This is a genomic window from Ruegeria sp. CDSA141 (assembly GCF_059612005.1).
In genome coordinates this window covers 140,772-163,144 of record NZ_JBXWPT010000003.1, presented here as the reverse complement: position 1 = coordinate 163,144, position 22,373 = coordinate 140,772, and the positions used below count along the sequence as shown (strand labels likewise).

Sequence of the window (22,373 nt, the reverse complement as noted above, 5' to 3'; positions counted from 1 at the left end):
CATGGCGACACATGTACTCTGGCAGGCCGATGTGGCGGATTTCGACGCCTGGCTGAAAGTGTTCCGCGAGGACAAGCCGATGCGCAAGGCCTCGGGTATCCGCGACCTGCATGTCTGGCGCGATCCCGATCAGAAGGACCATGCAATCGCGATGTTCGAGGTTACGGATCTGGAAAAGGCGCGCGCCTTTTTCGGGTCCGAGGAATTGGCAATGCACCACGAGCGAGGCGGCATTGCGCATATCTCGATCAAGCTGCTGGAACCCGTTTGACAAAAGATATTCCTGACCCACCAAATCGGGTCGGGGAAGCACCGGATCGTCCGGTCGGTTTAGGAGAATCTAATGGCAAATTATGACGTCATCGTAATCGGCGCCGGACCCGGCGGCTATGTCTGCGCGATCCGCTGCGCTCAACTGGGTCTGAAGACTGCTGTTGTCGAGGGGCGCGAAACGCTGGGTGGTACTTGCCTGAATGTGGGCTGCATTCCCTCGAAAGCTTTGCTGCATGCCAGCCATCAGTTGCACGAAGCCGAACACAACTTTGCCAAGATGGGCCTGAAGGGCAAAAGCCCTTCGGTCGATTGGAAGCAGATGCAAGCCTACAAGGATGAGGTGATCGAGGGCAACACCAAGGGCATTGAGTTCCTGTTCAAGAAGAACAAGATCGACTGGCTGAAAGGCTGGGGATCGATCCCTGCCGCCGGTCAGGTCAAAGTGGGCGATGAGGTGCACGAGGCCAAGAGCATCATCATCGCTTCAGGCTCCGAACCGTCCTCGCTGCCTGGTGTCGAAGTGGATGAGAAGGTGGTCGTGACGTCCACCGGTGCGCTGTCTCTGGGCAAGATCCCCAAAAAGATGGTGGTGATCGGCGCGGGTGTGATCGGTCTTGAACTGGGATCGGTCTACAGCCGTTTGGGTGCTGAAGTAACCGTGATCGAGTTTCTCAAGGAAATCACCCCCGGCATGGACCCGGAAGTGCAGAAGACATTCCAGCGTATCCTCAAGAAACAGGGGTTGAATTTCATCATGGGTGCGGCGGTGCAGAAAACCGAAGCAACCAAGACCAAGGCCAAGGTGACCTACAAGCTCCTCAAGGACGACAGCGAGCATGTGATCGACGCCGATACCGTGCTGGTGGCCACGGGCCGCAAACCTTTTTACGACGGGCTGGGGCTGGATGCGCTGGGAGTCGAGATGACCCCGCGCGGGCAGATCAAGGTGGGTGCGGATTGGCAAACCAACGTACCTGGCATTTATGCCATTGGCGACGTGATCGAAGGCCCGATGTTGGCCCACAAGGCCGAAGATGAAGGCATGGCCGCCGCCGAAGTGGTCGCCGGCAAGCATGGCCATGTGAATTATGGTGTCATTCCGGGCGTGATCTATACGTGGCCCGAAGTCGCCAATGTCGGTGAGACCGAGGCGACGCTCAAGGAACAGGGTCGTGCCTACAAGGTCGGCAAGTTCATGTTCATGGGCAATGGCCGCGCCAAAGCCAACTTTGCCTCTGACGGTTTCGTAAAGATTCTGGCAGACAAAGAGACCGACCGTATCCTTGGCGCCCATATCATCGGTCCGGCTGCGGGCGATCTGATCCACGAGGTCTGCGTCGCCATGGAATTCGGCGCATCCGCCGAGGATCTGGCCCTGACCTGCCACGCGCACCCGACCTATTCCGAAGCGGTGCGTGAAGCGGCACTGGCTTGCGGCGACGGCCCGATCCACAGCTGACAACCTTGACCCCGGCAGCGATCAGCCTGTCGGGGTCAACCAGGCATCCAGATAGGTCTCCAACCTGTCTGTAAATGTCGTCGCTGAATGCAACGCGCAAAACTTTAGTGACATGGCCTGAATGGCGAAAGCCTGCACACCTTCGGCCAATAACTCGCATGGCACGTCCTTTCGCACCTCTGCAGCTTCGAGCCACAGCATCACGACACGGAAATATCTCTCAAAGCAATAGGCGACCGGTCCTATCTCAGCGACAGCCGTTGCACCGGAATACCTGATCAACAGATCGAATACATACCGCTCGGACGTCATGAAACTGTGAACCGGCTCCAGCGCCATGATGATCTCTGCAACAGTTTTGGGTGAAGTTCCGGCCTCGGCCTGATCCAAACACGCATTCAGCTTGTCCGCGATCAGAATTTCCATAAGCGCATCCTTGTCGCGAAAATGCGCAAAGAAAGTGCCCTTCGCAACACCTGCAGCCTTCACAACGTCTTCCACCCGCAAAGCTTCATATCCGCCATTTTGGATAACCTCTTCGGCAGCCGAGAGAAGCTTGGCGCGGGTCTTGATCGTACGTTTCTGGATCGTCTTTTGCATACCTCTCAATTGCACAGTTTTTGACCGTGGTCAAATTTATATTGACCGTGGTCATTTTTTTACCTACAAACTGACCACGGTCATTTTCAGGAGAATCACAATGCAATCGAAGAAAATCCTCATCCTTGACGGACACCCCGCAGAAAGCAGCCTGTCACGAATATTCGCCGAAACGTATGGAGACGCCGCCCGTAAAAAGGGCCATGACGTCCGGTTGGTCCATCTGAGCGATCTGCAGTTCGATTTTGATTTCGGTCAGGGCAATTACCACGATTTCAAACCGCTTGAGCCGGTTCTGGAACAAGTGCTGCAAGACTTTGAGTGGAGCGACCATCTGGTTCTGACCACACCGATGTGGTGGGGCGGCCTTCCCGCAAAACTCAAGGGACTGATCGACCGGACATTTATCCCCGGGCGGACTTTCGACACCCGGAATACGACAAAGATCGGGTTCCCGGCGCCCATGCTGACTGGGCGTACTGCACGCGTCATCCTGACCTCAGACACGCCGGGATGGTTCATGCGCCTGATATACCGGCAGGCGCTTATCCGTCAGGTACGGGACCAGATCCTTGGGTTCGTCGGCTTCAAACCAACGCGGTTCACCTATTTTGCTGGCGCAAGCTATCCCAAGCCCGGCAACGTTGATCGCTGGATTGAAAAAGTATCCAGGATCGGAGCCGCTGCGGTTTGAACCACTGCCGCCACCCAGATCTACCACATCGTTTTTGCGGCGCGTGCAGACCATTCCTCGTCATATTGCGCGCCGCCTTCCGCACCACCTGATGCCTCGGACAGAAGCTGACCTATCGTGGGAAGATTGCCGCTTTCATCACCGCTGGACCAGATACGCGCCCGGATCAGAGCACGGGCACATTGGCTGTAAATCTCGGCGATTTTAACGACGATAACAGTCGCCGGGCGTTTGCCGCCCTTTTCAAATTGATGTCGCAGCCCCTCACCTACCGTTACAAACGCCAACCCATTCACCCGAACGACGTTGTTGGACCCCGGAACAAAGAACATGAGCGAAACACGTGGGTCGCGTACGATATTGCGCAGACTGTCCAGACGGTTGTTGCCGCGCCAGTCCGGTAGCGCCAGCGTATTCTCATCCAACTCTTTCACCACCGGGCCATCATCACCCCGAGGGCTGCCATCCACACCTTCAGGACCAACGGTGCTGAGAACACAGAGGCGTGATGCGAGAATCCACTTGCGATAGAGAGGCGTCAGTTGACGAACGACCTTTCGCAAGGACGGCGCGCCGGGCCGACCATACAACGCTTCAAGCGTTTCAATGTCACTAATGTGCTCCATCCGGATCAAACCCAACTTCCCGCATCAACTCGTTAGAACGTGTTTCGATCACCTCTTCCAGCCGGGCAAGGAAGTCGTCCCGACCAACACCCGGCTCGATCGGGTCCAGGAAATCCACGATCGCAAGGCCCGGTATACGCATGACACCTGTGCGGGGCCAGAAGACGCCGGCATTCGTTGCGACCGGAACGCAGGGAAAACCGAGCCCTTCGTAAAGAACCGAGGTTCCAACCTTGTAGGGCTTCTTTGCGCCGGGCGCCACGCGTGTTCCTTGCGGGTAAATCACAAGCTGACCGGGTTCCGAGAACTCCTTCGATACATCCTTGACCATCTTGGCCACGGCGGCACCGCGCTTGCCACGATTGACAGGAATGCAGCCGAGACGTCGTGCATACATGCCAATGACGGGCGTAAACAAGAGCTCACGCTTCATAATGAACTTGCCGTGCGGAATGGCATCGAAAATCATGATGATATCAAGAAATGACTGGTGTTTTGCCGCTATGACCACCTCATTCGTTGGGGCTGTACCTCGCACTTCACACCGGATGCCAACCATCCAGCGGGCCAGCCACATCGTACTGCGCGCGTAGGTCTTGCACGCCTTCAGGGCGCCAGCCTTGGAAAACAGCGCGTAGGGCAGGAAAACAATGCCAAGGATCAGCATCCAGGCGTAGATCACGATCATGAAGATCAACGACCGGACCCATTGAACAGCCATCAACATCAGGAAAGCTCCTTCAATTTGCGTCGGGCCGCAGCCCAGGTGGCAAAAAACGCGACCATGGCACCAAGGATCGGGATAAGTACCGGCAACACCCAGTCTTTGCCCTGAAAGCCCACGCCGGTCAGAAAACCGCCTGTGTCCGAGGCTTCGGGCAACAACAGGACACCTGTCATCCCCAGCAATGTACCGACCGAAGCCCCGAAAAACGCGCGATATGTGAACCGCCTTACGAATGCCCCCGCTATGAACCCGTCGCGTGCGCCGACCAGGCGCAGCACTTCGATGATCTGGGCATTGGCGGCAAGCGAGGCATTGGCGGCAAGGGTAATCATGGCCGCGGTCGCACCGCCGATCAGCAGGATCGAAATCCACCCCAGACGACGCAGGGACATCGCCGCATCAACCAGAGGTTCCCGCCATCGAGAATGATCATCCAGTACGGCGCCCGGCACCTCTGCCCCCAACCGCAAACGCAACCCGGCCACATCAATGCCCGGTTCGGTTTCAATGATCTCGATAAGTTGCGGCACGGGCAGCGTATCCAGCGGCAGATCCGGCCCGAACCACGGGGCAAGCAACGCCGCCTGCTCTTCCTGCGTCAAAGCACGGGCCGAGGCCACGCCGGGCGTTTGGCTAAGAACCGTCAACGCAGCCTCGGTCTGGGCTGCGCGCTGTTCCGCGGGCGCGTTGATGCGCAGGGTTGCGGCTCCGGCCAGCTCCGAAGCCCAACGATCTGCAATGCGCCCCGACGCCAGAGACAGGGCCAAAGCGAATACTGCAAGAAACGCCATCGCACCCGCGACAAACAGGGTCAGGTGCGCCGTGTATCCCGTTGGGGGAACAACCCGGTCTGCCCGCTTGTCGCCACGCAACAGATTTCGCAGGTCAGGGCTGATCATAGATCCGCCCCCGCCAGTTGCAGCTTGCGCTGCGAAATACGCAAGACACGCGCCTGCACCTGGCTTTTGGCCGCACGGATCAGGCTCAGGTCATGAGTTGCGATCAGGACGGTTTTGCCCATCCGGTTCAACTCAATCAGAAGACGCAGCAGCCGTTGCGACATCTCCCAGTCAACGTTTCCTGTCGGCTCATCCGCCAAAACCACATCAGGCGACAGGATAACGGCGCGCGCCAGAGCAGCCCTTTGGCGTTCGCCTCCGGACAGTTCGGGTGGATGGGCTTCAAGCCTGGCTCCAAGACCCACCCAGCTGAGCAGTTCGCTCAGGTTGTCCTGCTCGGATGATTCCGCGCGCCCAGACACCATCAGAGGCAACGCGACGTTTTCGGCGAGCGTCATGTGGTCAAGGAACTGACAATCCTGATGCACGACACCCACGCGGCGGCGCAGTACCGCCAGCTGGTCGCGATCAAGGGCTGAAATATCCTGATCAAACACGCTCAACCGCCCCGAAGTTGGTAGCAAGGCGCCATAACACAGCTTGAGCAGCGTGGTCTTACCCGTCCCGGAAGGCCCGGTCAGAAAGTGAAACGAACCCGGCTGCAATTGCACCGAGACATCGCTCAGCAACTCACCGCCACCGTAGGTGTAGCTGACATTTTCCAGCTCGATCACACGTGCCCCCATTATTTTGCCGCTCTTCTTGCCCGAGCATGGTCTTGGTTTCAATGGCTCTACCGAGTCCAATTGGTGACACTTGACCCGTGAAACCGAAAACGCTCTTTGCTGTTGGGTCTTAACGGAATATCATTCCTGAAAAAACTATTATCGGCCCTTCACCCGGCTGAGGAGGCAGCATGCGTCTTACATGTCCGAATTGCAGTGCGCAGTACGAGGTTCCTGACGAGGTCATCCCCGAGGAAGGCCGCGACGTGCAGTGTTCCAACTGCGATCAGACCTGGTTTCAAGCGAAGCACCCCACGGAGCCCGCAAGCACACCAGACGACAAAGCAGAAGGGCCTGAACCGGATGACGCATCGTCCGACGTGGTCGAAGCTCAGCAGGATGCCGAACCGGAACCCGTTGAAGAGGTGGTATCCGAAGATGAGCCCGAAGTTGACGAACCCGTTGCGTCCACCGGAAATGTCGATCCTTCCGTTGCCAGCATTCTGAAAGAAGAAGCTGCTCGCGAAGCGGAACTTCGGTCGCAAGAAGGCAGTAGCCTTGAGAGCCAGCCCGATCTGGGACTGGATACGCCGCCAGAGCCCAAGGTGCGACCCAAACGGCCTTCGGCTTCGGAAACCGCAGTTGATGCTGGGCAGAAAGACGCGTTACCGGATGTCGAGGCAATCAATTCCTCTATGCGATCAGATGAGCCGGAAGAGGCCGCGCAAACACCGCGCAAATCGGGAGGGTTCTTACGCGGTTTTGCGCTGATGCTGATCATCGGCGTGATTCTGTATCTGATCTATGGAAATGCCCAACAGATCAGCGAGGTGATCCCCCAGACCGAACCGTTGCTCAGTTCATATGTGTCACTTGTGGATCAGGCGCGAATCTGGCTTGAAGCACAGGTTGGGTCGGGCACCCAGAACTAAGGTCTAGAACCGCTCCAACAAACGTTTCAGGTATTCCAGTTCGATCTGGGGGCGGTCCGATTCCCCGGTTCTGCGTCGGATTTCATCCAGCAGTTCCCGCGCCCGGCGGTACACGTCTTCGCCTTGCAGCAGATTCTCATCCGTTGAAATCGAACCGGCGGCACCCGGGTTTCGGCCCAGTGGATCGCGGTTATTGGCTTGCATATCGCCATCCTGCGTTCCCTGACCCGGTTGGTTTTGCTGGTTCTGCGCCATCGCCTCGCCCAGCGACCGCATGCCTTCACGCAACGCTTCCATGGCTTCGGATTGCTGATCGATGGCTTCAGCCAGATCGTCACCGCGCAGGGCTTGTTCCGCCTCGTCCATCGCACGCCCGGCCCGGTCCAGCGCCTCACGCGCGGCGTCGCCTTCGGGTGTGCCTGCGCCGGGCAGCCCCTGTTGCTGGCGGCCCAGCTCATCTCTCAGAGCCTGCTGACGATCCGCAAGTGAACCTTGACCCTGCTGGCCTTCGCCAGCCTGATCCGAGCCTTCCCCCTGACCGCCCTGACCTTCGTGGCTTTGCCCCCGGCCCTGCCCGCCGTTGCGCCCCTCATTGCCCTGGCTTTCACCGGATTGGGCGCCGGGGTTGAACTGTTCCTGCAAATCACGGAAGGCCTGATCGCTCAGACCTTGCTGTTCGCGCAGGGTTTCCGCCAATCCTTCCATGGCCTGTTGACCCTCGGACTGCTGGCCCTGACCCTGTCCCTGGGTCACACGCATGTTTTCCATCATCTGCTGGAACTCTTCCAATGCCTGCTGGGCCTCGGCCATCCGGCCCTGTTCCATAAGTTCCTGAATGCGGTCCATCATTCGTTGCAGGTCATCCTGCGTCATTTGCAGGGATTCGCCGTTCTGGCCGGGCTGACGCTCGCCATCTTCACCATTGGGCTGAGCCAGCCGCTGCAACTGCTGGAGGTAATCCTGCGTCGCTTCGCGCAATTCCTGCATCAGTTCCGCGATTTCTTCGTCGCTGGCCCCGTTCTGCATCGCTTCGGTCAGACGTTCCTGCGCGCGGCGCATTCGTTCCAGCGCATCCGCCAGCGTGCCATCCTCGATCAACACGGCAAGATCCCAGAGGGCCTGAGCGATCTCTGCCTGCTGTTCAGGTTTCAACCCGTATTGATCAAAGGTCTCAAGCCGCCGCAGTACGACCCTCAAGCGCAAATAGGCAGTGTCCGAACGAAACAGGTCCTCTGGCAGATGAGACACAGCCCGCAGCAGTTGCGCGATGCGAGGCGCGTTGGAGCGCGACCAGAGCAGATCACGCCGTTGTTCGACCACCGCAGCAGCCAACGGATCAAAAAACCGTCGGGCCGGCAGGTCGGTCACATATGGTTCGGAGGAAGATTGCTGATCCGCCGCGTCCGTAGCCATCAAAGTGATCCGGACCGGCAAATGCGCCCAGGGGTGTTGCGAGAAGTCCTCGATCAGATCTTCGGCAAAGTCCGCCCGGTCGCCCGTGATCGGCATCGGCAGTTCAATCTCGATCGCTTCCCGTGGTTCGGGCTCTGCTGCCAGACCATAACGGCGATCAACGGCAGCCAGATCCAGTTCAATCCGGGCTGAACCTGAAACCACACCATAGTCATCTCCTGCGATGAATGGCAGCTTCATCTGCCCGCCCGCCTCGGCCTCAGCCGATCCGGCCACGGCTATCTGTGGTGCCGTGTCGTCAATGATATCAACGGCCCATTCCCGCCCCGAAGGCCCGTCGATGCGCAATTGACCAGAGCGTTCGGCCACGAATTCCTGCTCTGGGTCGGTCGCAGCTTCGACGCCCAGGGCCGAGCTGTTTTCGGTCAGGCTATGTGCGCCAACCTCGCCGTAAAGCCGTAAGGTAATGCGGCTGCCTTTGGGCACGGAAAGCTCCGCATCCGTTTGATCCGCGAGGTACAGCGTCGGAAGGCCCGTGTAACGGGGTGGTTCAACCCATCCTTCCCAAGTCGGTCCTTGCCCGGCGGCTGCAGTACCCGGTGCCATATCCACCACCGACCCCACGCGCCACAAAGAGCCGAAAACCAGCGCTACGACAAAAGCCAGCAATGCCGCGTAGCGCAGCGCATACGGATCTCGCGATGCCAACCGAAGGTCTGGTTTGACAGGCTCGGCCGTCGCGACCCGTTGCGCCATCCGGGCTTTATGCGCTTGCCATAGCGCCACGGAATCCCGATCGGCCGCACCGATGGCCTGATCATCCATCAAGGCCTGAATCGGCCGGCCTGGAAGGGTCTCATCCAGACGTATCAGAGCGTCCACACGCGAGGGTAGATTGAACTTTCGCAGGCCTAGAGCAACCGCCACCAAAAGCGACAAAAACGCCAGCGCACCGGCACCCCAGACGATTTCCACCGGAACGTGGTCCTGCAGCCCCAGCATCAACGCCGCAAGCAGAACCAGTACAATCGAGAACACCGGCCAGAATGCGCGGAGCACCTGTTCGGCCACCATGCCGACATGGGTCAGCCACAGGGACAGGCGCGGAATGGGCAGGTTGGAACGGTCGGACAAGACGGGCCTCCGGGGTTTGGCCCGCGCGGTTATCGCGTCAAAGCCACGTAGGTATGGTATCGCGGTTTATGATTTCGTCAAAGCTTGGGCGTTCACGAATGACTGCAAATTGATCGCCATTGACCAGAACCTCGGGGATCAGCGGGCGGGTATTGTACTCGCTGGCCATCACCGCGCCATAGGCACCCGCGCTGCGGAAGGCGATCAGATCTCTCGATTTCAGCGGCGGCATGTTGCGCTGCTTGGCAAAAGTGTCACCGGATTCGCAAACCGGGCCGACGATGTCATAGGCTTGCTGTTCCACGCCTGCCGCCGGCTCCTGTACCGCGACAATATCGTGATGCGCTTCGTACATTGCCGGACGGATCAGGTCATTCATGGCGGCGTCGACAATCAGGAAGTCACGGCCTTCGCCCGACTTCACATAGATCACCTTGCTGACCATCAGCCCTGCATTGCCTGCGATCAGGCGACCCGGCTCTATCTCGATCTCACAGCCCAGATGGCCCAGTGTCTTCTTGATCAAAGCGCCATATTCCACCGGCAGCGGCGGCGCGTCATTCGAGCGGGTATAAGGGATGCCCAATCCACCGCCCAGATCAAGACGGCGGATGTTGTGGCCTTCAGCCCGCAACTGCTCGGTCAGTTCGGCCACTTTCGTGTAGGCCAGCTCGAACGGCTCCAGTTCGGTCAGTTGCGAGCCTATGTGGACGTCGATGCCGATCACCTCCAGCCCGGGCAGGCTGGCCGCATGCGCATAGACTTCCGAGGCGCGGGAAATCGGTATTCCAAACTTGTTCTCGGACTTGCCGGTCGCAATCTTGGCATGGGTCTTGGCATCCACATCAGGATTCACCCGGACAGTGATCGGAGCAACCACACCCAATTCCAGTGCAATGGCGTTGATCACTTCCATCTCGGGCTCGGATTCGACGTTGAACTGACGAATGCCGCCGGTCAGCGCCGTACGTATCTCTTCCGCCGTTTTACCTACACCCGAGAACACTATTTTTTCTCCCGGAACTCCCGCCGCCTTGGCCCGCAGGTACTCACCGCCCGAGACCACGTCCATCCCCGCGCCTGCCTGCGCCAGGGTCTTCAGGATCGCCTGATTGCTGGCCGCTTTCATCGCGTAGCAGACAAGGTGGTCCGTGCCGTCAAGCGCATCGTCAAACAGCTGGAAATGCCGCAGCAAGGTTGCGGTGGAATAGACATAGAACGGCGTTCCGACCGCAGCAGCGATTTCGGAGACAGGGACATCCTCGGCGAAAAGCGCGCCGTCGCGGTAGAGAAAATGATCCATACCTGCGCGCTTAGACCAGAAGATGGCTTCGAATCAATGGATTCCGAACCCATCGACCAGGTTTAATTTCGGGTTGAAACTCCAACCCGGCCATAGCCCGAGATCGAAACTCCGGTGCCCGATTGCTTGGGTTCGGCCGCAGGTTCCGGGCGTCTTGCCGATGTAGGTTCGCAAGCCGTCAAAACCGCAAATACCAAAAACAGTCCTAGTGTTCTCATTTCAGTATCTTTTCTTTGGATGACACGCGCATCGACATGCCACCTCGCGTTGGTAGATCAAAAACCGATGCGCAATATGAAAGTGGCTCAGAATCCCAGGTAAATACCCAGCGGTCCACGGCTCAGACCCACACCGCCGCCAACATACGCTCCGCTTGAGCCAACCCCAACTGTCGCACTGACAGTTGGCTGTGCGGGCGCGGGGTGAACGGGCTCGCCATCGGCTCCGCATCCGGCCAGTATCAGGCCGAAAACTATAAACAAGCTCGCACGCAGCGCGGTCATCACACGATTGCCTTCCATCGTTCAACCTGAGCACGGACCTGATCCGGGGCCGTGCCACCATAGGACTGGCGTGAGTTTACAGAATTATCGACACCAAGGACAGAGTAGACGTCCTTTGTGATCTCGGCATGGACCGACTGCATGTCATCCAGCGTCAGATCCGGCAGGTCACAGCCCTTGTTCTCGGCCATTGCCACCAGAGATCCAGTCACATGATGCGCATCACGGAACGGCAGGCCCAGTATGCGCACCAACCAGTCGGCCAGATCGGTCGCCGTCGAGAAACCCCAACCCGCCGCAGCGGCTAGGCTGTCGCGGTTGGCGGTCATGTCCCTGATCATGCCTTCCATCGCCGCCAGCGCCAGCATCCAGTTGTCGGCGGCGTCAAAGACCTGTTCCTTGTCTTCCTGCATGTCCTTGGAATAGGCCAGCGGCAGGCCCTTCATCACCATCATCAGAGCCGTGTTGGCCCCAAAAATCCGTCCCACCTTGGCGCGAATCAGTTCGGCCGCGTCGGGGTTCTTTTTCTGCGGCATGATCGATGATCCGGTCGAGAAGCGATCTGACAGGGTGACAAAGCGGAATTGAGCCGAGGACCAGATCACCAGCTCTTCGGCAAAGCGCGACAGGTGAATGGCGCAGATCGAGGCCACCGACAGGAACTCCAGCGCGAAATCCCGGTCGCTAACGGCGTCCAGCGAGTTGGCAGCGGGGCGGTCAAAGCCCAGCGCCTCAGCCGTCATATGACGGTCGATCGGAAACGACGTGCCAGCCAGCGCAGCTGCGCCCAGCGGGGATTCGTTCATCCGGGCGCGGGCGTCACGAACGCGGGACAAATCACGGCCAAACATCTCGACGTAGGCCATCATGTGATGGCCCCATGTCACCGGCTGCGCCGTTTGCAGGTGGGTAAAACCCGGCATAACCCAATCGGCCCCGGCCTGGGCCTGCGCCAAAAGCGCGCGGATCAGGGCCAACAGGCCGGATTCAGCCGCGTCCAGCTGATAGCGGACCCACAGCTTGAAATCGGTTGCGACCTGATCGTTGCGCGACCGGCCTGTGTGCAAACGGCCTGCGGGCTCGCCGATGATCTCTTTCAGGCGCGCCTCAACATTCATGTGGATGTCTTCCAGCGCAGTCGAAAACTGAAACTCTCCGTTCTGGATTTCTGACAAAACGGTGAGCAGCCCTTCCCGAATAGCCTGCGCATCACTATCACTTATAACGCCTGTGGCAGCCAGCATGGCAGCATGGGCGCGCGAGCCTGCGATGTCCTGGGCTGCCATCCGCTGATCGAACCCGATCGAGGCATTGATTGCCTCCATGATCGCGTCTGGACCGGCGGCAAAGCGGCCGCCCCACATCTGGTTCGAAGATTGATCGGTCATGTAAGAAAACCCGGAGTTGATATGCGCCTATTTCGTCTGATCCCCCTTTATATGGCCCTTGCGCTGGGTGCAAACGCCGCATTAGCGACCGATGCCGAGACACTCGCCCCGCTGCGGGAAGACAGCCTGAAGCGTTTGATCCTGCATAAGGAACCCAAACCCGCCAAATCGATCGAATTCCAGCTGGAGGACGATGGCGGTGTTGGCACGCTTGCGGATTATGAGGGCAAATATGTGCTGCTGAATTTCTGGGCCACGTGGTGTGCACCTTGCCGCAAGGAAATGCCTCAGATTGCTGAGCTTCAGGAAGAATTCGGCGGCGACAAGTTTCAGGTTCTGACGTTGGCCACGGGTCGCAACTCACCTGCCGGTATCAAGAAATTCTTTGAAGAGAATGGCATTGCCAACCTGCCCCGTCATCAAGACCCCAGTTCGGCAGCTGCGCGTGAGTTTGGCGTGATCGCGTTGCCGATCACAGTCATCCTGAACCCCGAAGGGCAGGAAATCGCCCGGCTGATCGGCGACGCAGAATGGAACTCGGACAGTGCGAAGGCGATTATCTCGGCGCTCGTTGGCGCTGAAAGTTAACGCATTTAGAAAAATTCGCGGAGTTGTGGTATCCTCCCACGTATTAAGAGTGGGAGGTTTTTTTATGAAACATACAATTCTATTCCTTGCTGTTGCAGGCACATTGGCAATCGCTGGCGCCGCACATGCCGACTACAAACGGGTCAAGACCGCAAAGCAGTTCAATTCAGATATTGTTGGAAAAAAGCTGACCGACGAACAAGGCAATGTTTTTGTCGCGAATGCCGATGGCACGATTTCAGCCAAACTCAAAAGCGGGAAAAAGTTCAGCGGAACCTGGGTCTGGAACAAAAAATTCTGGTGCCGAAACGGGGTATTGGACGGCAAGGCACTGGGCACGGATTGTCAGCTTTGGGAAACTGACGGGGACACTGCCCGAATGACCCGTGAAAAAGGCAAGGGCAAAACAACCATTTATTCGATCAACAACTAAAGGCATCACCCCCTATCAATCTCATGATATACTGTTCCTGCCCTGCCGGGCAGGGCAGGCATATTGTTTGGAATGGAGGCAATGATGAAACCCGTCGTACTGCTGATCGGACGGTTGCCAAATGTGATCGGAGATGTGGCGCGGCAACTGGATCACCTGCCGATAGAGTGGCTGGGCGCACATGACACCGACGAGGTTCGAAAACAGCTGGATGCCGAGCCCCGGATTGCCTGTGCCATCTTGGGCGCGGGACTTGACGACACGATCCGCGGTGAAATGGTGGGCATAATTGCCGCCCGCCGCCCGGATATCTGCATCCACCTGAAGGACCGGGCATCCGGCCCCGAGGGGCTGGTACGCTTCGTCGAACGTGTGGTGCAACACGAGATACTGGAACGGCTGGAAAACAGCTGACGTCACGCCACCTTTGACAGAGTTTCAACTCCTTTGCACTCTACGCTCAGGAGGATGGAATGCCACTTGAAATACTATTGGCGCTGGTCGTCGGCGGCATAGCTGGCGTCACCCTGTTATTGCATCTCACCGGCAGGTCGCAACAGGTGATGCTGACGCCCGACACGGCACGCTCACAATGGGCACGTCACTTTCCGGACGATGATGTGGTCGACGTCACGGTTTCCCATGATGGCCACGCCGCGGTGGTGCGCACCAGTACGGGCAATGGGTTGCTTTGGTCCTTCGGGGCCGACACCGTTGCCCGGCATCTGCTGGACTATGACCTTCTGGATCATCCGGAAGGTTATGAGATTCTGTTTCACGAATTCTCGGCACCCAAAACACTCATCCGACTGGACGAATTCGAACGCCATCACTGGCGTTACCTGATGGAGCCCGCATGACAAACCAGATTAGTTTTCCCGATGCGGTACAATGGGCCGTTCCTTTTTTCATCGCAGCGATTCTGGCCGAGTTTCTGTGGATCGCAGTCAAAGGCAAAGGCGGGCGCTATGAAACACGCGATGCGGTGACCTCATTGATAATGGGCGCTGGAAACATCGCGTCGGGCTTTTTGCTGGGCTTTATCGCCTATGCGTTTTTCATGTGGCTGTGGCAGATCACTCCGATGAACCTGGGTACATCAATTCCCGTTATCATCCTGTGCTTTGTCCTGGATGATCTGCGTTATTACTGGGTCCACCGCTTTGGCCATCGCATCCGCTGGGTCTGGGCCAGCCACGTAAACCATCACAGCTCACAGCACTATAACCTAACGACCGCACTGCGGCAGACATGGACCTATACATTCACCTTCATGATGGTCGTACGCGCTCCACTGATCCTGCTTGGGTTCCATCCGGCGATGGTTTTGTTCGTCGGTGGCCTCAATCTGATCTATCAGTTCTGGATTCACACCGAAGCCATCGGCAAGATGCCCCGCTGGTTCGAGGCAGTAATGAACACGCCCAGCCATCACCGCGCACATCATGGCCGCAACGCTCGCTATCTGGATTGCAACTATGCCGGGGTGTTCATCATCTGGGACAAGATGTTTGGCACTTTTGTGCCAGAACAGGAAAACGACCGGGTAGATTACGGGTTGGTTCACAATATCGGCACGTTCAACCCGCTGCGCGTTGCGTTTCACGAATGGGTCGGCATCTGGAACGATGCCACGCAGCCCGGGCTGACCCTGCGCCAGCGGTTGGCCTATTGCTTCGCCCCACCGGGGTACAGCCACGATGGCAGCCGGGACAATTCGGAACAGATCAAGGCCAAGCATCTGACGCGCCATCCAGAAGATCGCGGAACGCCCGGTTTTGAGAATCTGGACCGAAAGTTGCCCAGCGGACAAGCAGAAAAGGCCTGAACCTGCTGACTAAAGCCTGCTTCTACCTTGAAATCTGGTCTTTGTGTGCCATATCGGTCGATAGGCGTAGTGTAAGAGTGAGCGAGGGTCGGCATGAACCGTTTGGCAACCATTTCAACCTTTGTTGGGTTGTTCGGCTTGATGATTGCCATGCTCGCAGCCCTGGGCGGCGCTGTTGCAACCCTGATTGCGCTTGGTTTTGCAATGATGGCCCTTGGCGCAATGGGCGCGATACTTGGTGCAGCAGCCTCACTGGCGCGCGCGTGGCAATCCGCCCGCTGAGACCGCGCCGCAGATTTTTTTCTGAACCTTTAACCCTAGATTCATCTCTTTGCCCCGAGATTGTGACCGGACACTTGTCCCGGTCACATGGGAATCCGCGCTATGGGAAACAAAAAACTGGCACATCTGCCTGAGGGGTCGGACAGCCCGTTGAACGCGGCAGTATCGACACGGGATCGTTCGGTCGTGCAGATGGCAACCGATGCAGTGAAGCATAAGCAGTGCAAGCTGGCCTTTCAGCCCGTGATCCAAGCGCACGCCCCACGTGGCGTCGCGTTTTACGAAGGATTCATTCGGGTTCTGGACGAAACCGGTCGCGTCATCCCGGCGCGCGAGTTCATGCCTCAGGTTGAAAACACACCTATCGGCCGCGAACTCGACTGCGTGGCGCTGGAACTCGGGCTGCGTACCTTGGCAAAGAACCCGGATATTCGTCTGTCGATCAACATGTCTGCTCGCTCAATCGGTTTTTCCAACTGGTCCAGAATACTGGACAGGTTTCTGAAACGAGATGCCGGCTTGGGCGAACGGTTGATTCTCGAGATTTCCGAAAGCTCGGCCATGCAGGTACCTGAGCTGGTTGTCGATTTCATGGACCGATTGCAGGATCGCGGCATCGCTTTTGCGCTGGATGACTTTGGTGCCAGCAACTTCAGCTTCCGCCATTTTCGCGAATTTCTGTTCGACGCGGCGAAAATCGATGGCCAGTTTGTGCGGGGTATCAGCAACAATCCTGACAACCAGACATTGGTGCGGGCCCTGATCGCGGTGGCCCGTGAATTTGAAATTCTGGTCACAGCCGAATCGGTTGAAACGCAGGAGGATGCCGCGTTTTTGGTCGCAAGTGGTGTGGATTGCCTGCAAGGGTTCTTGTTTGGCGCACCCAGTGTCGCGGAACCCTGGAAGCAGGAAAACAAATCAAAAACAGGCAGTTGAACGCCTTTTGACCGACATTTTAATGTCTTTTCAGACACTGAGACAAGCTGCCCGTTGCTGCATGTGCAGCATTACGCTATTGCAAGAGTACTTGAGCGGGGGATCACGGGGCGCTCTTGTTTCGAGAGGACACCTCTTGACCTGCGCCGTCAGAAATTCCGCTGGCCCATGACGGTAAAGGACTGATCATATGACCAACGTAGTAATCGCATCCGCCGCACGAACAGGTGTCGGCAGCTTCAGTGGTTCGTTTGCGAACACCCCTGCCCATGATCTGGGCGCTGCCGTCCTGGAAGCAGTTGTCGAGCGCGCCGGAGTAGAAAAAGGCGAAGTGAGCGAAACCATTATGGGTCAGGTTCTGACTGCCGCCCAAGGCCAGAACCCCGCGCGTCAGGCGCATATCAATGCCGGCCTGCCACAGGAAAGCGCCGCATGGGGTATCAATCAGGTTTGCGGCTCGGGCCTGCGCGCCGTTGCATTGGGCGCTCAACATATCCAGTTGGGCGACGCGGAAATCGTCGCTGCTGGTGGCCAGGAAAACATGTCTCTGTCACCCCACGCTGCCGCCCTGCGCGCCGGTCACAAGATGGGCGACATGAAATACATCGACACGATGATCCGCGATGGTCTGTGGGATGCTTTCAACGGCTATCACATGGGTCAGACTGCTGAGAACGTTGCTGAAAAATGGCAGATCAGCCGCGAGATGCAGGATGAATTCGCCGTCGCCTCGCAGAACAAGGCAGAAGCTGCTCAGAAAGCCGGAAAATTCGCAGACGAAATCATGCCCTTCACTATCAAGACCCGTAAGGGCGACATCGTGATGGACAAGGACGAATACATTCGCCACGGCGCAACAATGGAGGCCATGACTAAGCTTCGCCCGGCCTTTACCAAGGACGGCTCTGTCACCGCGGCCAACGCATCCGGCCTGAATGACGGCGCTGCGGCCACGTTGCTGATGTCAGCCGAAAACGCCGAAAAGCGTGGAATCGAACCTCTGGCACGCATCGCATCCTACGCGACCGCCGGTCTGGACCCATCGATCATGGGTGTCGGCCCGATCTACGCGTCGCGCAAAGCGCTGGAAAAAGCAGGCTGGTCGGTTGACGATCTGGATCTAGTAGAAGCCAACGAAGCCTTTGCCGCACAGGCTTGCGCCGTGAACAAGGATATGGGCTGGGATCCGTCGATCGTGAACGTAAACGGTGGCGCGATTGCCATCGGTCACCCGATCGGCGCTTCGGGCTGCCGTGTTTTGAACACTTTGCTGTTCGAAATGAAGCGTCGCGATGCAAAAAAGGGTCTGGCGACCTTGTGCATCGGCGGCGGCATGGGCGTTGCCCTGTGTGTGGAGCGCGACTAAGCGCTTTGACAATCAAATAGAAATAGGCGCCCAGTTGGGCGCCTTTTTTGTTACATTGAGGTTCTACCTCTTGGATGCGACGATATTGCCGCCCGGAATCTGAAATTCATGACGAAACAATATTGCGCACGATCATCTCTCAGAGTAACAGCATTACCAAGACGACTAAAATTGAAGGAGTCATAAATGGCACGAACAGCACTCGTAACCGGCGGTTCCCGCGGCATTGGCGCAGCAATTTCCAAGGCGCTCAAAGCCGAAGGGTATAACGTTGCGGCCACCTATGCAGGGAATGACGAAGCCGCCGCAAAATTTACCGAAGAAACCGGTATAAAGACCTACAAATGGAACGTCGCCGATTACGACGAATCCAAAGTAGGCATCGAACAGGTCGAAGCCGAGGTTGGCCCCATCGATATCGTTGTCGCCAATGCAGGCATCACCCGCGATGCTCCGTTCCACAAAATGACTCCCGACCAGTGGAAGGACGTGATCGACACCAACCTGACCGGTGTGTTCAACACCGTACACCCCGTCTGGCCCGGCATGCGCGAGCGCAAGTTCGGTCGTGTCATCGTCATCAGCTCGATCAACGGTCAGAAAGGACAATTCGCTCAGGTGAACTATGCTGCGACCAAGGCGGGCGATCTGGGCATCGTGAAGTCTCTGGCGCAGGAAGGCGCGCGAGCGGGCATCACTGCCAACGCAATCTGCCCCGGCTATATCGCAACTGAAATGGTCATGGCTGTGCCTGAGAAAGTGCGCGAGTCCATCATCGGCCAGATCCCGGCCGGACGTCTGGGTGAGCCAGAGGAAATTGCGCGTTGTGTGGTTTTCCTGGCCTCGGATGATTCGCAGTTCATCAACGGCTCGACGATTTCGGCCAACGGTGCGCAATTCTTCGTCTGATCCAGACTTGGAAAGAAAAAGCGGGCCGGTCCCTTTGGGCCGGCCCTTTGAAATACCGTAAGATCGCGCGCGCTGCGATCAGCGGGAACCGAATACCCATCCCCAAAACTGCCAGACCACCCGGCTGCGCTCTTGATGGGCGCGCAGGATCGCCATTTGGGCGGCGGGATTTGTCGTCATCTCGATCATGGCAGTCTCCTTTTCAAATCAGTTTTATTTGACCTGATGTGAATATGAGGGTTACGAAAGAAAGAGACAAACGAGCTTTCTTGGATCTTCAGTTAAGATTTACTTCACTATGAGCGACTATCTTCCACCGCTGACCGCGCTGCGCGCTTTTGACGCCGCAGCCCGGCACATGTCTTTCGCGAAGGCGGCGGAAGAGCTGCATGTGACGCCAGCCGCCCTGTCCTTTCAGATCAAATCGCTAGAAGAACACCTTGGACGGCCGCTGTTTCGCCGCCTGAACCGCGCCGTAGAACTGACCGAGGCGGGCCGTGCCCTCGCGCCCGGTGCGGCAGAAGGGTTTGCCACATTGCAATCCGCGTGGCGCGCAGTGCGCAGACAGGAAGATGGCACAAGCCTGACCGTCACTGCAGGTCCAGCTTTGACCGCCAAGTGGCTGGCGCCACGGCTCTACGAATTTGCTCGGGCGCATCCCGAGATCGATCTGAAATTCTCGGCCACGCTGCGCAACATGGATCTGGAGCGAGACGACGTGGACGTCGCCATCCGGTTCGGGAATTCGGCGGATGACGGGCTGTATTCCGTTCCCGTCAGAAAGGAATGGCTGACCCCTGTCATGACCCCGGAACTTGCGGAACAATTCACCACGCCGGAAAGCCTTCAAGAGGCGCCGTTGATCCATGACGATTCGATCAGTTTTTTGACTCCGCCCTGCGATTGGCCCGCCTGGTTCCGTGCCGTGGGAATGGACTTTACTCCGACCCATGGCGCACATTTTTCTAATGCTGATCACGCGATTGACGCGGCTGTTGCCGGGGTTGGCGTCGCACTGGGGCGGCGCGCCATGATTCTCAAGGACTTGACCGAAGGCCGCTTGGTTGCGCCTTTCAAAGTGGCCCTGGAAACCCTAGGCCGGTTCCGGTTTCTTTGCCTGCCGGGGGCTGAAAACAAACCTCAGATCGCAGCGTTTCGCGATTGGTTCCTGGCCGAGATTGAAAAAACCGCGCATATATCGGATGAGTTCAAAATCGTTCCGATTGAAGAGGTTTCCTCCCCATGACCAAAATGCGTGCAACGGCCATAGGTTTCGTGGCCGTCTTGCTGTGGGCCTTACTGGCGTTGTTCACTGTTGGGTCGGCACCCACGCCGCCGCTGCTGCTGAACACGATCTGTTTTTCGATCGGCGGGGCGCTTGGACTGATCTGGGCGGCGGCAACAGGTGGTCTGAGCGGTTTGAAGCAGGTCCCCTGGACAACTTACCTTTTTGGCGCATTGGGCCTATTTGGCTATCACGCGCTGTATTTTTCAGCTCTGCGCATGGCACCGGCTGCCGAGGCTGGGCTGATCGCTTATCTCTGGCCTCTGCTCATTGTGCTTTTGTCGGGACTTTTGCCAGGTGAACACCTGCGTATCGGTCACCTGATCGGCGCCTGTCTTGGGTTTTCCGGGGCCGCTGTGATCATCGCCGGAGGCGGCGGTGCAGGCTTTCAGGCCCAATACCTGCCGGGGTATGCGTTGGCCTTGCTCTGCGCACTGACATGGTCGGGCTACTCGGTTCTATCGCGCAAATTGGAGGGCACGCCGACAAGTTCCGTGGCGGTATTCTGCCTTGCGGCTGCGCTCGCCTCGGGGCTGCTGCACCTGGCGGTGGAAGACACTGTATTGCCCGATACGGCACTGGGCTGGGCGTCGGTGCTGGCACTCGGCCTTGGACCAGTCGGGTTGGCGTTTTACGTCTGGGATATTGGTGTAAAGCAAGGCGACATACAAATCCTCGGAACCTCATCATATGCGGCCCCGTTATTGTCGACCCTAGCTTTGGTGGCGGCCGGGATCGCCGCCCCATCTTGGGGGCTTGCGATCGCGGCTTTCCTGATTACCGGCGGGGCCTTGATAGCGGCCCGCGCAAGCCTGAAAACTTAAGCAGACAGGCGCTCGATCTCTTCTTTCAGCTTGAGCTTCTGTTTTTTCAGCTGAGCTATGTGGAGATCATCGATGCCTGGCGAGCGTTGGGCTTGTTCCACTTCTAGACCGAGAGATTCGTGCTTTTTCTTCAGTTCCGTCAGATGTGCGCTCACGCTCATTGCGATCCTCCTTGTTTACGTGTCTGTATGTCACGTAAGAATTTGACCACATCGTTTCCACACTGTCACGCTGCAGACGCACAGAATCTGTAATAAATCCGACAAATTCGGCTGGTCATTGCCGATGGCATCAGATCCGAGGCAAAGGGGCGGCCTGCCGAAGCACGGCAGAGACCGCCTCGGTATAGCTTTCACCGTCTTTTTCGTGGCGCTCACCTGCGTGCAGAATCAAAGGCGCATGGAGGCGAAATGCCGCGCGTCCCCCTTTGCGGGCGCTCAGGATGACCAACTCGGCCTGGCGGCCCGCCCGCGCGCTGAGCGGCAGCACCTCCATTGAACCCAGCTTCCCCTGACAGGCCGTCAGCATATCGGGAAGACGATCAGCTTTTTGGATCATGTGCAGAAACCCCCGAGGGGCAAGGCGTTTGGCCGCCACGGCGATCCAGTCGATCAGCGGAGTCTCTTCGCCCAGGGCAATGCTCCGCCCCGTGTCACAGGCGGGGCTATGCGCCCCTGCACGGTAATAGGGCGGGTTCGCAATAACGTGATCAAAGTGGCGCTGTCGAACATCATCAGGCAAAGCGTTCAGGTCTGCCTCAATCACGTCCATATCAAAGCCGTTGATTTCCGAATTTCGGCGCGCCAGATCTGCATAGGCAGGCTGCAATTCGACCCCAACCATTTGCAGCCCCGGTACCCGCGCGGACAGGCACAGAATGGCAGCCCCCGCGCCGCATCCCAGCTCCAGCACGGACTGTCCGGCCTTGGCAGGGACGGATGCAGCCAGCAAAACAGGGTCTACCCCGGCGCGGTAACCTGACGCAGGTTGCAGCAATCGCACCCGACCACCCAGGAAATCGTTGCACGTCAGTTCACTGTCTTTGAAGCGCGTCATCGGCCCAGCGGGATCTTGTTATCGCGCATCACGCGCTCGGCTCGGGTAAGGTCTTCGGTCCGAACCATCAGACGTCGGGGAAAGATTCCGATACCGCCTTCGAGGATGCTCATATTTACGTCCATCTGAAAGCAGTCTATATCCTCGCCCTCAAGGAGAGCGGATGCAAAGGCTAGGATCGTCGGATCGGTACTGCGCAATAGTTCTTTCATGGGGATGGATGTAAGGGCAAGGCGAGGCGGAAGTCGAG

28 protein-coding genes are annotated in these 22,373 nt (G+C 57.9%); 15 read left to right on the top strand and 13 right to left on the bottom strand.

The window, feature by feature from the left end; genetic code table 11:
• Window position 1: 1 nt before the first annotated feature.
• Together AC2FLP_RS07295 and lpdA are read left to right on the top strand one after the other, a co-directional pair.
• Complete coding sequence (locus tag AC2FLP_RS07295; protein WP_117870372.1) at window positions 2-271, top strand: hypothetical protein; 270 nt, start codon at window positions 2-4, stop codon at window positions 269-271.
• Between the two features lie 72 nt (window positions 272-343).
• Entirely contained in the window at window positions 344-1,732 is a 1,389-nt protein-coding gene (gene lpdA / locus AC2FLP_RS07290; RefSeq protein WP_117870374.1) for a dihydrolipoyl dehydrogenase, read from the top strand.
• A gap of 21 nt (window positions 1,733-1,753) precedes the next feature.
• Here lpdA and AC2FLP_RS07285 read toward each other — a convergent pair whose 3' ends face one another.
• Window positions 1,754-2,332, bottom strand: a complete 579-nt coding sequence (locus tag AC2FLP_RS07285) for a TetR/AcrR family transcriptional regulator (RefSeq protein WP_299899161.1) — start codon at window positions 2,330-2,332, stop codon at window positions 1,754-1,756.
• 100 nt (window positions 2,333-2,432) lie between these two features.
• Here AC2FLP_RS07285 and AC2FLP_RS07280 point away from each other — a divergent pair, with 100 nt between their 5' ends.
• On the top strand, window positions 2,433-3,026 hold the full coding sequence (locus AC2FLP_RS07280; RefSeq protein ID WP_299899163.1) for an NAD(P)H-dependent oxidoreductase: 594 nt from the start codon (window positions 2,433-2,435) through the stop codon (window positions 3,024-3,026).
• 20 nt (window positions 3,027-3,046) lie between these two features.
• Here AC2FLP_RS07280 and AC2FLP_RS07275 read toward each other — a convergent pair whose 3' ends face one another.
• Genes AC2FLP_RS07275 through AC2FLP_RS07260 form a run of 4 tightly spaced genes read right to left on the bottom strand, consistent with a single transcriptional unit; the run spans window position 3,047 to window position 5,952 of the window.
• A complete protein-coding gene (locus tag AC2FLP_RS07275; protein WP_299899164.1) occupies window positions 3,047-3,652 on the bottom strand; it encodes a pyridoxamine 5'-phosphate oxidase family protein in 606 nt (201 codons plus the stop codon).
• Entirely contained in the window at window positions 3,639-4,379 is a 741-nt protein-coding gene (locus AC2FLP_RS07270; RefSeq protein WP_117870382.1) for a lysophospholipid acyltransferase family protein, read from the bottom strand. Before AC2FLP_RS07270 ends, AC2FLP_RS07275 begins: the two co-directional genes overlap by 14 nt.
• On the bottom strand, window positions 4,379-5,278 hold the full coding sequence (locus AC2FLP_RS07265; protein ID WP_299899166.1) for a cell division protein FtsX: 900 nt from the start codon (window positions 5,276-5,278) through the stop codon (window positions 4,379-4,381). The genes AC2FLP_RS07270 and AC2FLP_RS07265 overlap by 1 nt, the downstream gene beginning before the upstream one ends.
• On the bottom strand, window positions 5,275-5,952 hold the full coding sequence (locus tag AC2FLP_RS07260) for a cell division ATP-binding protein FtsE (protein ID WP_299899423.1): 678 nt from the start codon (window positions 5,950-5,952) through the stop codon (window positions 5,275-5,277). Before AC2FLP_RS07260 ends, AC2FLP_RS07265 begins: the two co-directional genes overlap by 4 nt.
• Window positions 5,953-6,134: 182 nt before the next feature.
• On the opposite strand from AC2FLP_RS07260, the gene AC2FLP_RS07255 reads away from it, so the two are divergent.
• The gene (locus AC2FLP_RS07255; RefSeq protein WP_299899168.1) at window positions 6,135-6,875 is read left to right on the top strand and encodes a zinc-ribbon domain-containing protein; all 741 of its coding nucleotides are present in this window, start codon (window positions 6,135-6,137) and stop codon (window positions 6,873-6,875) included.
• Window positions 6,876-6,878: 3 nt separating this feature from the next.
• On the opposite strand, the gene AC2FLP_RS07250 is transcribed toward AC2FLP_RS07255, so the two are convergent.
• The 5 genes from AC2FLP_RS07250 to argH form a co-directional block, all read right to left on the bottom strand.
• The gene (locus AC2FLP_RS07250; RefSeq protein ID WP_496682555.1) at window positions 6,879-9,422 is read right to left on the bottom strand and encodes a TIGR02302 family protein; all 2,544 of its coding nucleotides are present in this window, start codon (window positions 9,420-9,422) and stop codon (window positions 6,879-6,881) included.
• A 37-nt stretch (window positions 9,423-9,459) separates the two neighbouring features.
• Complete coding sequence (lysA, locus tag AC2FLP_RS07245) at window positions 9,460-10,725, bottom strand: diaminopimelate decarboxylase (RefSeq protein WP_496672356.1); 1,266 nt, start codon at window positions 10,723-10,725, stop codon at window positions 9,460-9,462.
• A 62-nt stretch (window positions 10,726-10,787) separates the two neighbouring features.
• Window positions 10,788-10,943 (bottom strand): hypothetical protein, encoded by a 156-nt coding sequence (locus AC2FLP_RS07240; RefSeq protein WP_162896828.1) that lies wholly within the window; start codon window positions 10,941-10,943, stop codon window positions 10,788-10,790.
• Between the two features lie 87 nt (window positions 10,944-11,030).
• Window positions 11,031-11,246, bottom strand: a complete 216-nt coding sequence (locus AC2FLP_RS07235; protein WP_496682551.1) for an argininosuccinate lyase — start codon at window positions 11,244-11,246, stop codon at window positions 11,031-11,033.
• On the bottom strand, window positions 11,228-12,616 hold the full coding sequence (gene argH, locus AC2FLP_RS07230) for an argininosuccinate lyase (RefSeq protein ID WP_496682549.1): 1,389 nt from the start codon (window positions 12,614-12,616) through the stop codon (window positions 11,228-11,230). The genes AC2FLP_RS07235 and argH overlap by 19 nt, the downstream gene beginning before the upstream one ends.
• A gap of 21 nt (window positions 12,617-12,637) precedes the next feature.
• Here argH and AC2FLP_RS07225 point away from each other — a divergent pair, with 21 nt between their 5' ends.
• The 11 genes from AC2FLP_RS07225 to yddG all read left to right on the top strand — a co-directional run bounded on the left by AC2FLP_RS07225 (window position 12,638) and on the right by yddG (window position 21,067).
• Complete coding sequence (locus AC2FLP_RS07225; RefSeq protein WP_496682546.1) at window positions 12,638-13,204, top strand: TlpA disulfide reductase family protein; 567 nt, start codon at window positions 12,638-12,640, stop codon at window positions 13,202-13,204.
• 64 nt (window positions 13,205-13,268) lie between these two features.
• Window positions 13,269-13,637, top strand: coding sequence for a hypothetical protein (locus AC2FLP_RS07220; protein WP_299899179.1), 369 nt, complete (start codon window positions 13,269-13,271; stop codon window positions 13,635-13,637).
• An 84-nt stretch (window positions 13,638-13,721) separates the two neighbouring features.
• Window positions 13,722-14,051 (top strand): hypothetical protein, encoded by a 330-nt coding sequence (locus AC2FLP_RS07215; protein WP_496682544.1) that lies wholly within the window; start codon window positions 13,722-13,724, stop codon window positions 14,049-14,051.
• A gap of 59 nt (window positions 14,052-14,110) precedes the next feature.
• A complete protein-coding gene (locus AC2FLP_RS07210; RefSeq protein WP_117870395.1) occupies window positions 14,111-14,497 on the top strand; it encodes a hypothetical protein in 387 nt (128 codons plus the stop codon).
• Complete coding sequence (locus AC2FLP_RS07205) at window positions 14,494-15,465, top strand: sterol desaturase family protein (RefSeq protein WP_299899184.1); 972 nt, start codon at window positions 14,494-14,496, stop codon at window positions 15,463-15,465. The genes AC2FLP_RS07210 and AC2FLP_RS07205 overlap by 4 nt, the downstream gene beginning before the upstream one ends.
• A gap of 93 nt (window positions 15,466-15,558) precedes the next feature.
• Window positions 15,559-15,747 carry a hypothetical protein gene (locus tag AC2FLP_RS07200; RefSeq protein ID WP_117870399.1) on the top strand — a complete coding sequence of 63 codons (189 nt, stop codon included), beginning with the start codon at window positions 15,559-15,561 and terminating at the stop codon, window positions 15,745-15,747.
• Between the two features lie 102 nt (window positions 15,748-15,849).
• Complete coding sequence (locus AC2FLP_RS07195; RefSeq protein WP_496682523.1) at window positions 15,850-16,683, top strand: EAL domain-containing protein; 834 nt, start codon at window positions 15,850-15,852, stop codon at window positions 16,681-16,683.
• 190 nt (window positions 16,684-16,873) lie between these two features.
• On the top strand, window positions 16,874-18,049 hold the full coding sequence (locus AC2FLP_RS07190) for an acetyl-CoA C-acetyltransferase (RefSeq protein WP_299899188.1): 1,176 nt from the start codon (window positions 16,874-16,876) through the stop codon (window positions 18,047-18,049).
• Between the two features lie 186 nt (window positions 18,050-18,235).
• A complete protein-coding gene (gene phbB, locus AC2FLP_RS07185) occupies window positions 18,236-18,958 on the top strand; it encodes an acetoacetyl-CoA reductase (protein WP_299899190.1) in 723 nt (240 codons plus the stop codon).
• Between the two features lie 298 nt (window positions 18,959-19,256).
• Window positions 19,257-20,204 (top strand): transcriptional regulator GcvA, encoded by a 948-nt coding sequence (locus tag AC2FLP_RS07180; protein ID WP_299899192.1) that lies wholly within the window; start codon window positions 19,257-19,259, stop codon window positions 20,202-20,204.
• Window positions 20,201-21,067 (top strand): aromatic amino acid exporter YddG, encoded by an 867-nt coding sequence (gene yddG / locus AC2FLP_RS07175; RefSeq protein ID WP_117870409.1) that lies wholly within the window; start codon window positions 20,201-20,203, stop codon window positions 21,065-21,067. The genes AC2FLP_RS07180 and yddG overlap by 4 nt, the downstream gene beginning before the upstream one ends.
• On the opposite strand, the gene AC2FLP_RS07170 is transcribed toward yddG, so the two are convergent.
• The 3 genes from AC2FLP_RS07170 to AC2FLP_RS07160 form a co-directional block, all read right to left on the bottom strand.
• Complete coding sequence (locus AC2FLP_RS07170) at window positions 21,064-21,228, bottom strand: YdcH family protein (RefSeq protein ID WP_083445267.1); 165 nt, start codon at window positions 21,226-21,228, stop codon at window positions 21,064-21,066. The two genes, yddG and AC2FLP_RS07170, sit on opposite strands and share 4 nt — an antisense overlap.
• A 130-nt stretch (window positions 21,229-21,358) precedes the next feature.
• A complete protein-coding gene (locus tag AC2FLP_RS07165; protein ID WP_496682518.1) occupies window positions 21,359-22,123 on the bottom strand; it encodes a tRNA1(Val) (adenine(37)-N6)-methyltransferase in 765 nt (254 codons plus the stop codon).
• Window positions 22,120-22,335 carry a putative signal transducing protein gene (locus tag AC2FLP_RS07160; RefSeq protein WP_299899196.1) on the bottom strand — a complete coding sequence of 72 codons (216 nt, stop codon included), beginning with the start codon at window positions 22,333-22,335 and terminating at the stop codon, window positions 22,120-22,122. Before AC2FLP_RS07160 ends, AC2FLP_RS07165 begins: the two co-directional genes overlap by 4 nt.
• Window positions 22,336-22,373 lie beyond the last annotated feature (38 nt).

Bases quoted from the DNA above. Each gene is read 5' to 3' on its own strand.
- AC2FLP_RS07205 (WP_299899184.1), top strand. From the start codon at position 14,494: ATGACAAACCAGATTAGTTTTCCCGATGCGGTACAATGGGCCGTTCCT.
- AC2FLP_RS07295 (WP_117870372.1), top strand. From the start codon at position 2: ATGGCGACACATGTACTCTGGCAGGCCGATGTGGCGGATTTCGACGCC.
- AC2FLP_RS07165 (WP_496682518.1), bottom strand. From the start codon at position 22,123: ATGACGCGCTTCAAAGACAGTGAACTGACGTGCAACGATTTCCTGGGT.
- AC2FLP_RS07235 (WP_496682551.1), bottom strand. From the start codon at position 11,246: ATGGAAGGCAATCGTGTGATGACCGCGCTGCGTGCGAGCTTGTTTATA.
- lysA (WP_496672356.1), bottom strand. From the start codon at position 10,725: ATGGATCATTTTCTCTACCGCGACGGCGCGCTTTTCGCCGAGGATGTC.
- AC2FLP_RS07180 (WP_299899192.1), top strand. From the start codon at position 19,257: ATGAGCGACTATCTTCCACCGCTGACCGCGCTGCGCGCTTTTGACGCC.
- AC2FLP_RS07280 (WP_299899163.1), top strand. From the start codon at position 2,433: ATGCAATCGAAGAAAATCCTCATCCTTGACGGACACCCCGCAGAAAGC.
- phbB (WP_299899190.1), top strand. From the start codon at position 18,236: ATGGCACGAACAGCACTCGTAACCGGCGGTTCCCGCGGCATTGGCGCA.
- AC2FLP_RS07220 (WP_299899179.1), top strand. From the start codon at position 13,269: ATGAAACATACAATTCTATTCCTTGCTGTTGCAGGCACATTGGCAATC.
- argH (WP_496682549.1), bottom strand. From the start codon at position 12,616: ATGACCGATCAATCTTCGAACCAGATGTGGGGCGGCCGCTTTGCCGCC.
- AC2FLP_RS07240 (WP_162896828.1), bottom strand. From the start codon at position 10,943: ATGAGAACACTAGGACTGTTTTTGGTATTTGCGGTTTTGACGGCTTGC.
- yddG (WP_117870409.1), top strand. From the start codon at position 20,201: ATGACCAAAATGCGTGCAACGGCCATAGGTTTCGTGGCCGTCTTGCTG.
- AC2FLP_RS07225 (WP_496682546.1), top strand. From the start codon at position 12,638: ATGCGCCTATTTCGTCTGATCCCCCTTTATATGGCCCTTGCGCTGGGT.
- AC2FLP_RS07200 (WP_117870399.1), top strand. From the start codon at position 15,559: ATGAACCGTTTGGCAACCATTTCAACCTTTGTTGGGTTGTTCGGCTTG.
- AC2FLP_RS07190 (WP_299899188.1), top strand. From the start codon at position 16,874: ATGACCAACGTAGTAATCGCATCCGCCGCACGAACAGGTGTCGGCAGC.
- AC2FLP_RS07275 (WP_299899164.1), bottom strand. From the start codon at position 3,652: ATGGAGCACATTAGTGACATTGAAACGCTTGAAGCGTTGTATGGTCGG.
- AC2FLP_RS07210 (WP_117870395.1), top strand. From the start codon at position 14,111: ATGCCACTTGAAATACTATTGGCGCTGGTCGTCGGCGGCATAGCTGGC.
- AC2FLP_RS07195 (WP_496682523.1), top strand. From the start codon at position 15,850: ATGGGAAACAAAAAACTGGCACATCTGCCTGAGGGGTCGGACAGCCCG.
- AC2FLP_RS07215 (WP_496682544.1), top strand. From the start codon at position 13,722: ATGAAACCCGTCGTACTGCTGATCGGACGGTTGCCAAATGTGATCGGA.
- AC2FLP_RS07255 (WP_299899168.1), top strand. From the start codon at position 6,135: ATGCGTCTTACATGTCCGAATTGCAGTGCGCAGTACGAGGTTCCTGAC.
- lpdA (WP_117870374.1), top strand. From the start codon at position 344: ATGGCAAATTATGACGTCATCGTAATCGGCGCCGGACCCGGCGGCTAT.
- AC2FLP_RS07285 (WP_299899161.1), bottom strand. From the start codon at position 2,332: ATGCAAAAGACGATCCAGAAACGTACGATCAAGACCCGCGCCAAGCTT.
- AC2FLP_RS07160 (WP_299899196.1), bottom strand. From the start codon at position 22,335: ATGAAAGAACTATTGCGCAGTACCGATCCGACGATCCTAGCCTTTGCA.
- AC2FLP_RS07270 (WP_117870382.1), bottom strand. From the start codon at position 4,379: ATGTTGATGGCTGTTCAATGGGTCCGGTCGTTGATCTTCATGATCGTG.
- AC2FLP_RS07265 (WP_299899166.1), bottom strand. From the start codon at position 5,278: ATGATCAGCCCTGACCTGCGAAATCTGTTGCGTGGCGACAAGCGGGCA.
- AC2FLP_RS07170 (WP_083445267.1), bottom strand. From the start codon at position 21,228: ATGAGCGTGAGCGCACATCTGACGGAACTGAAGAAAAAGCACGAATCT.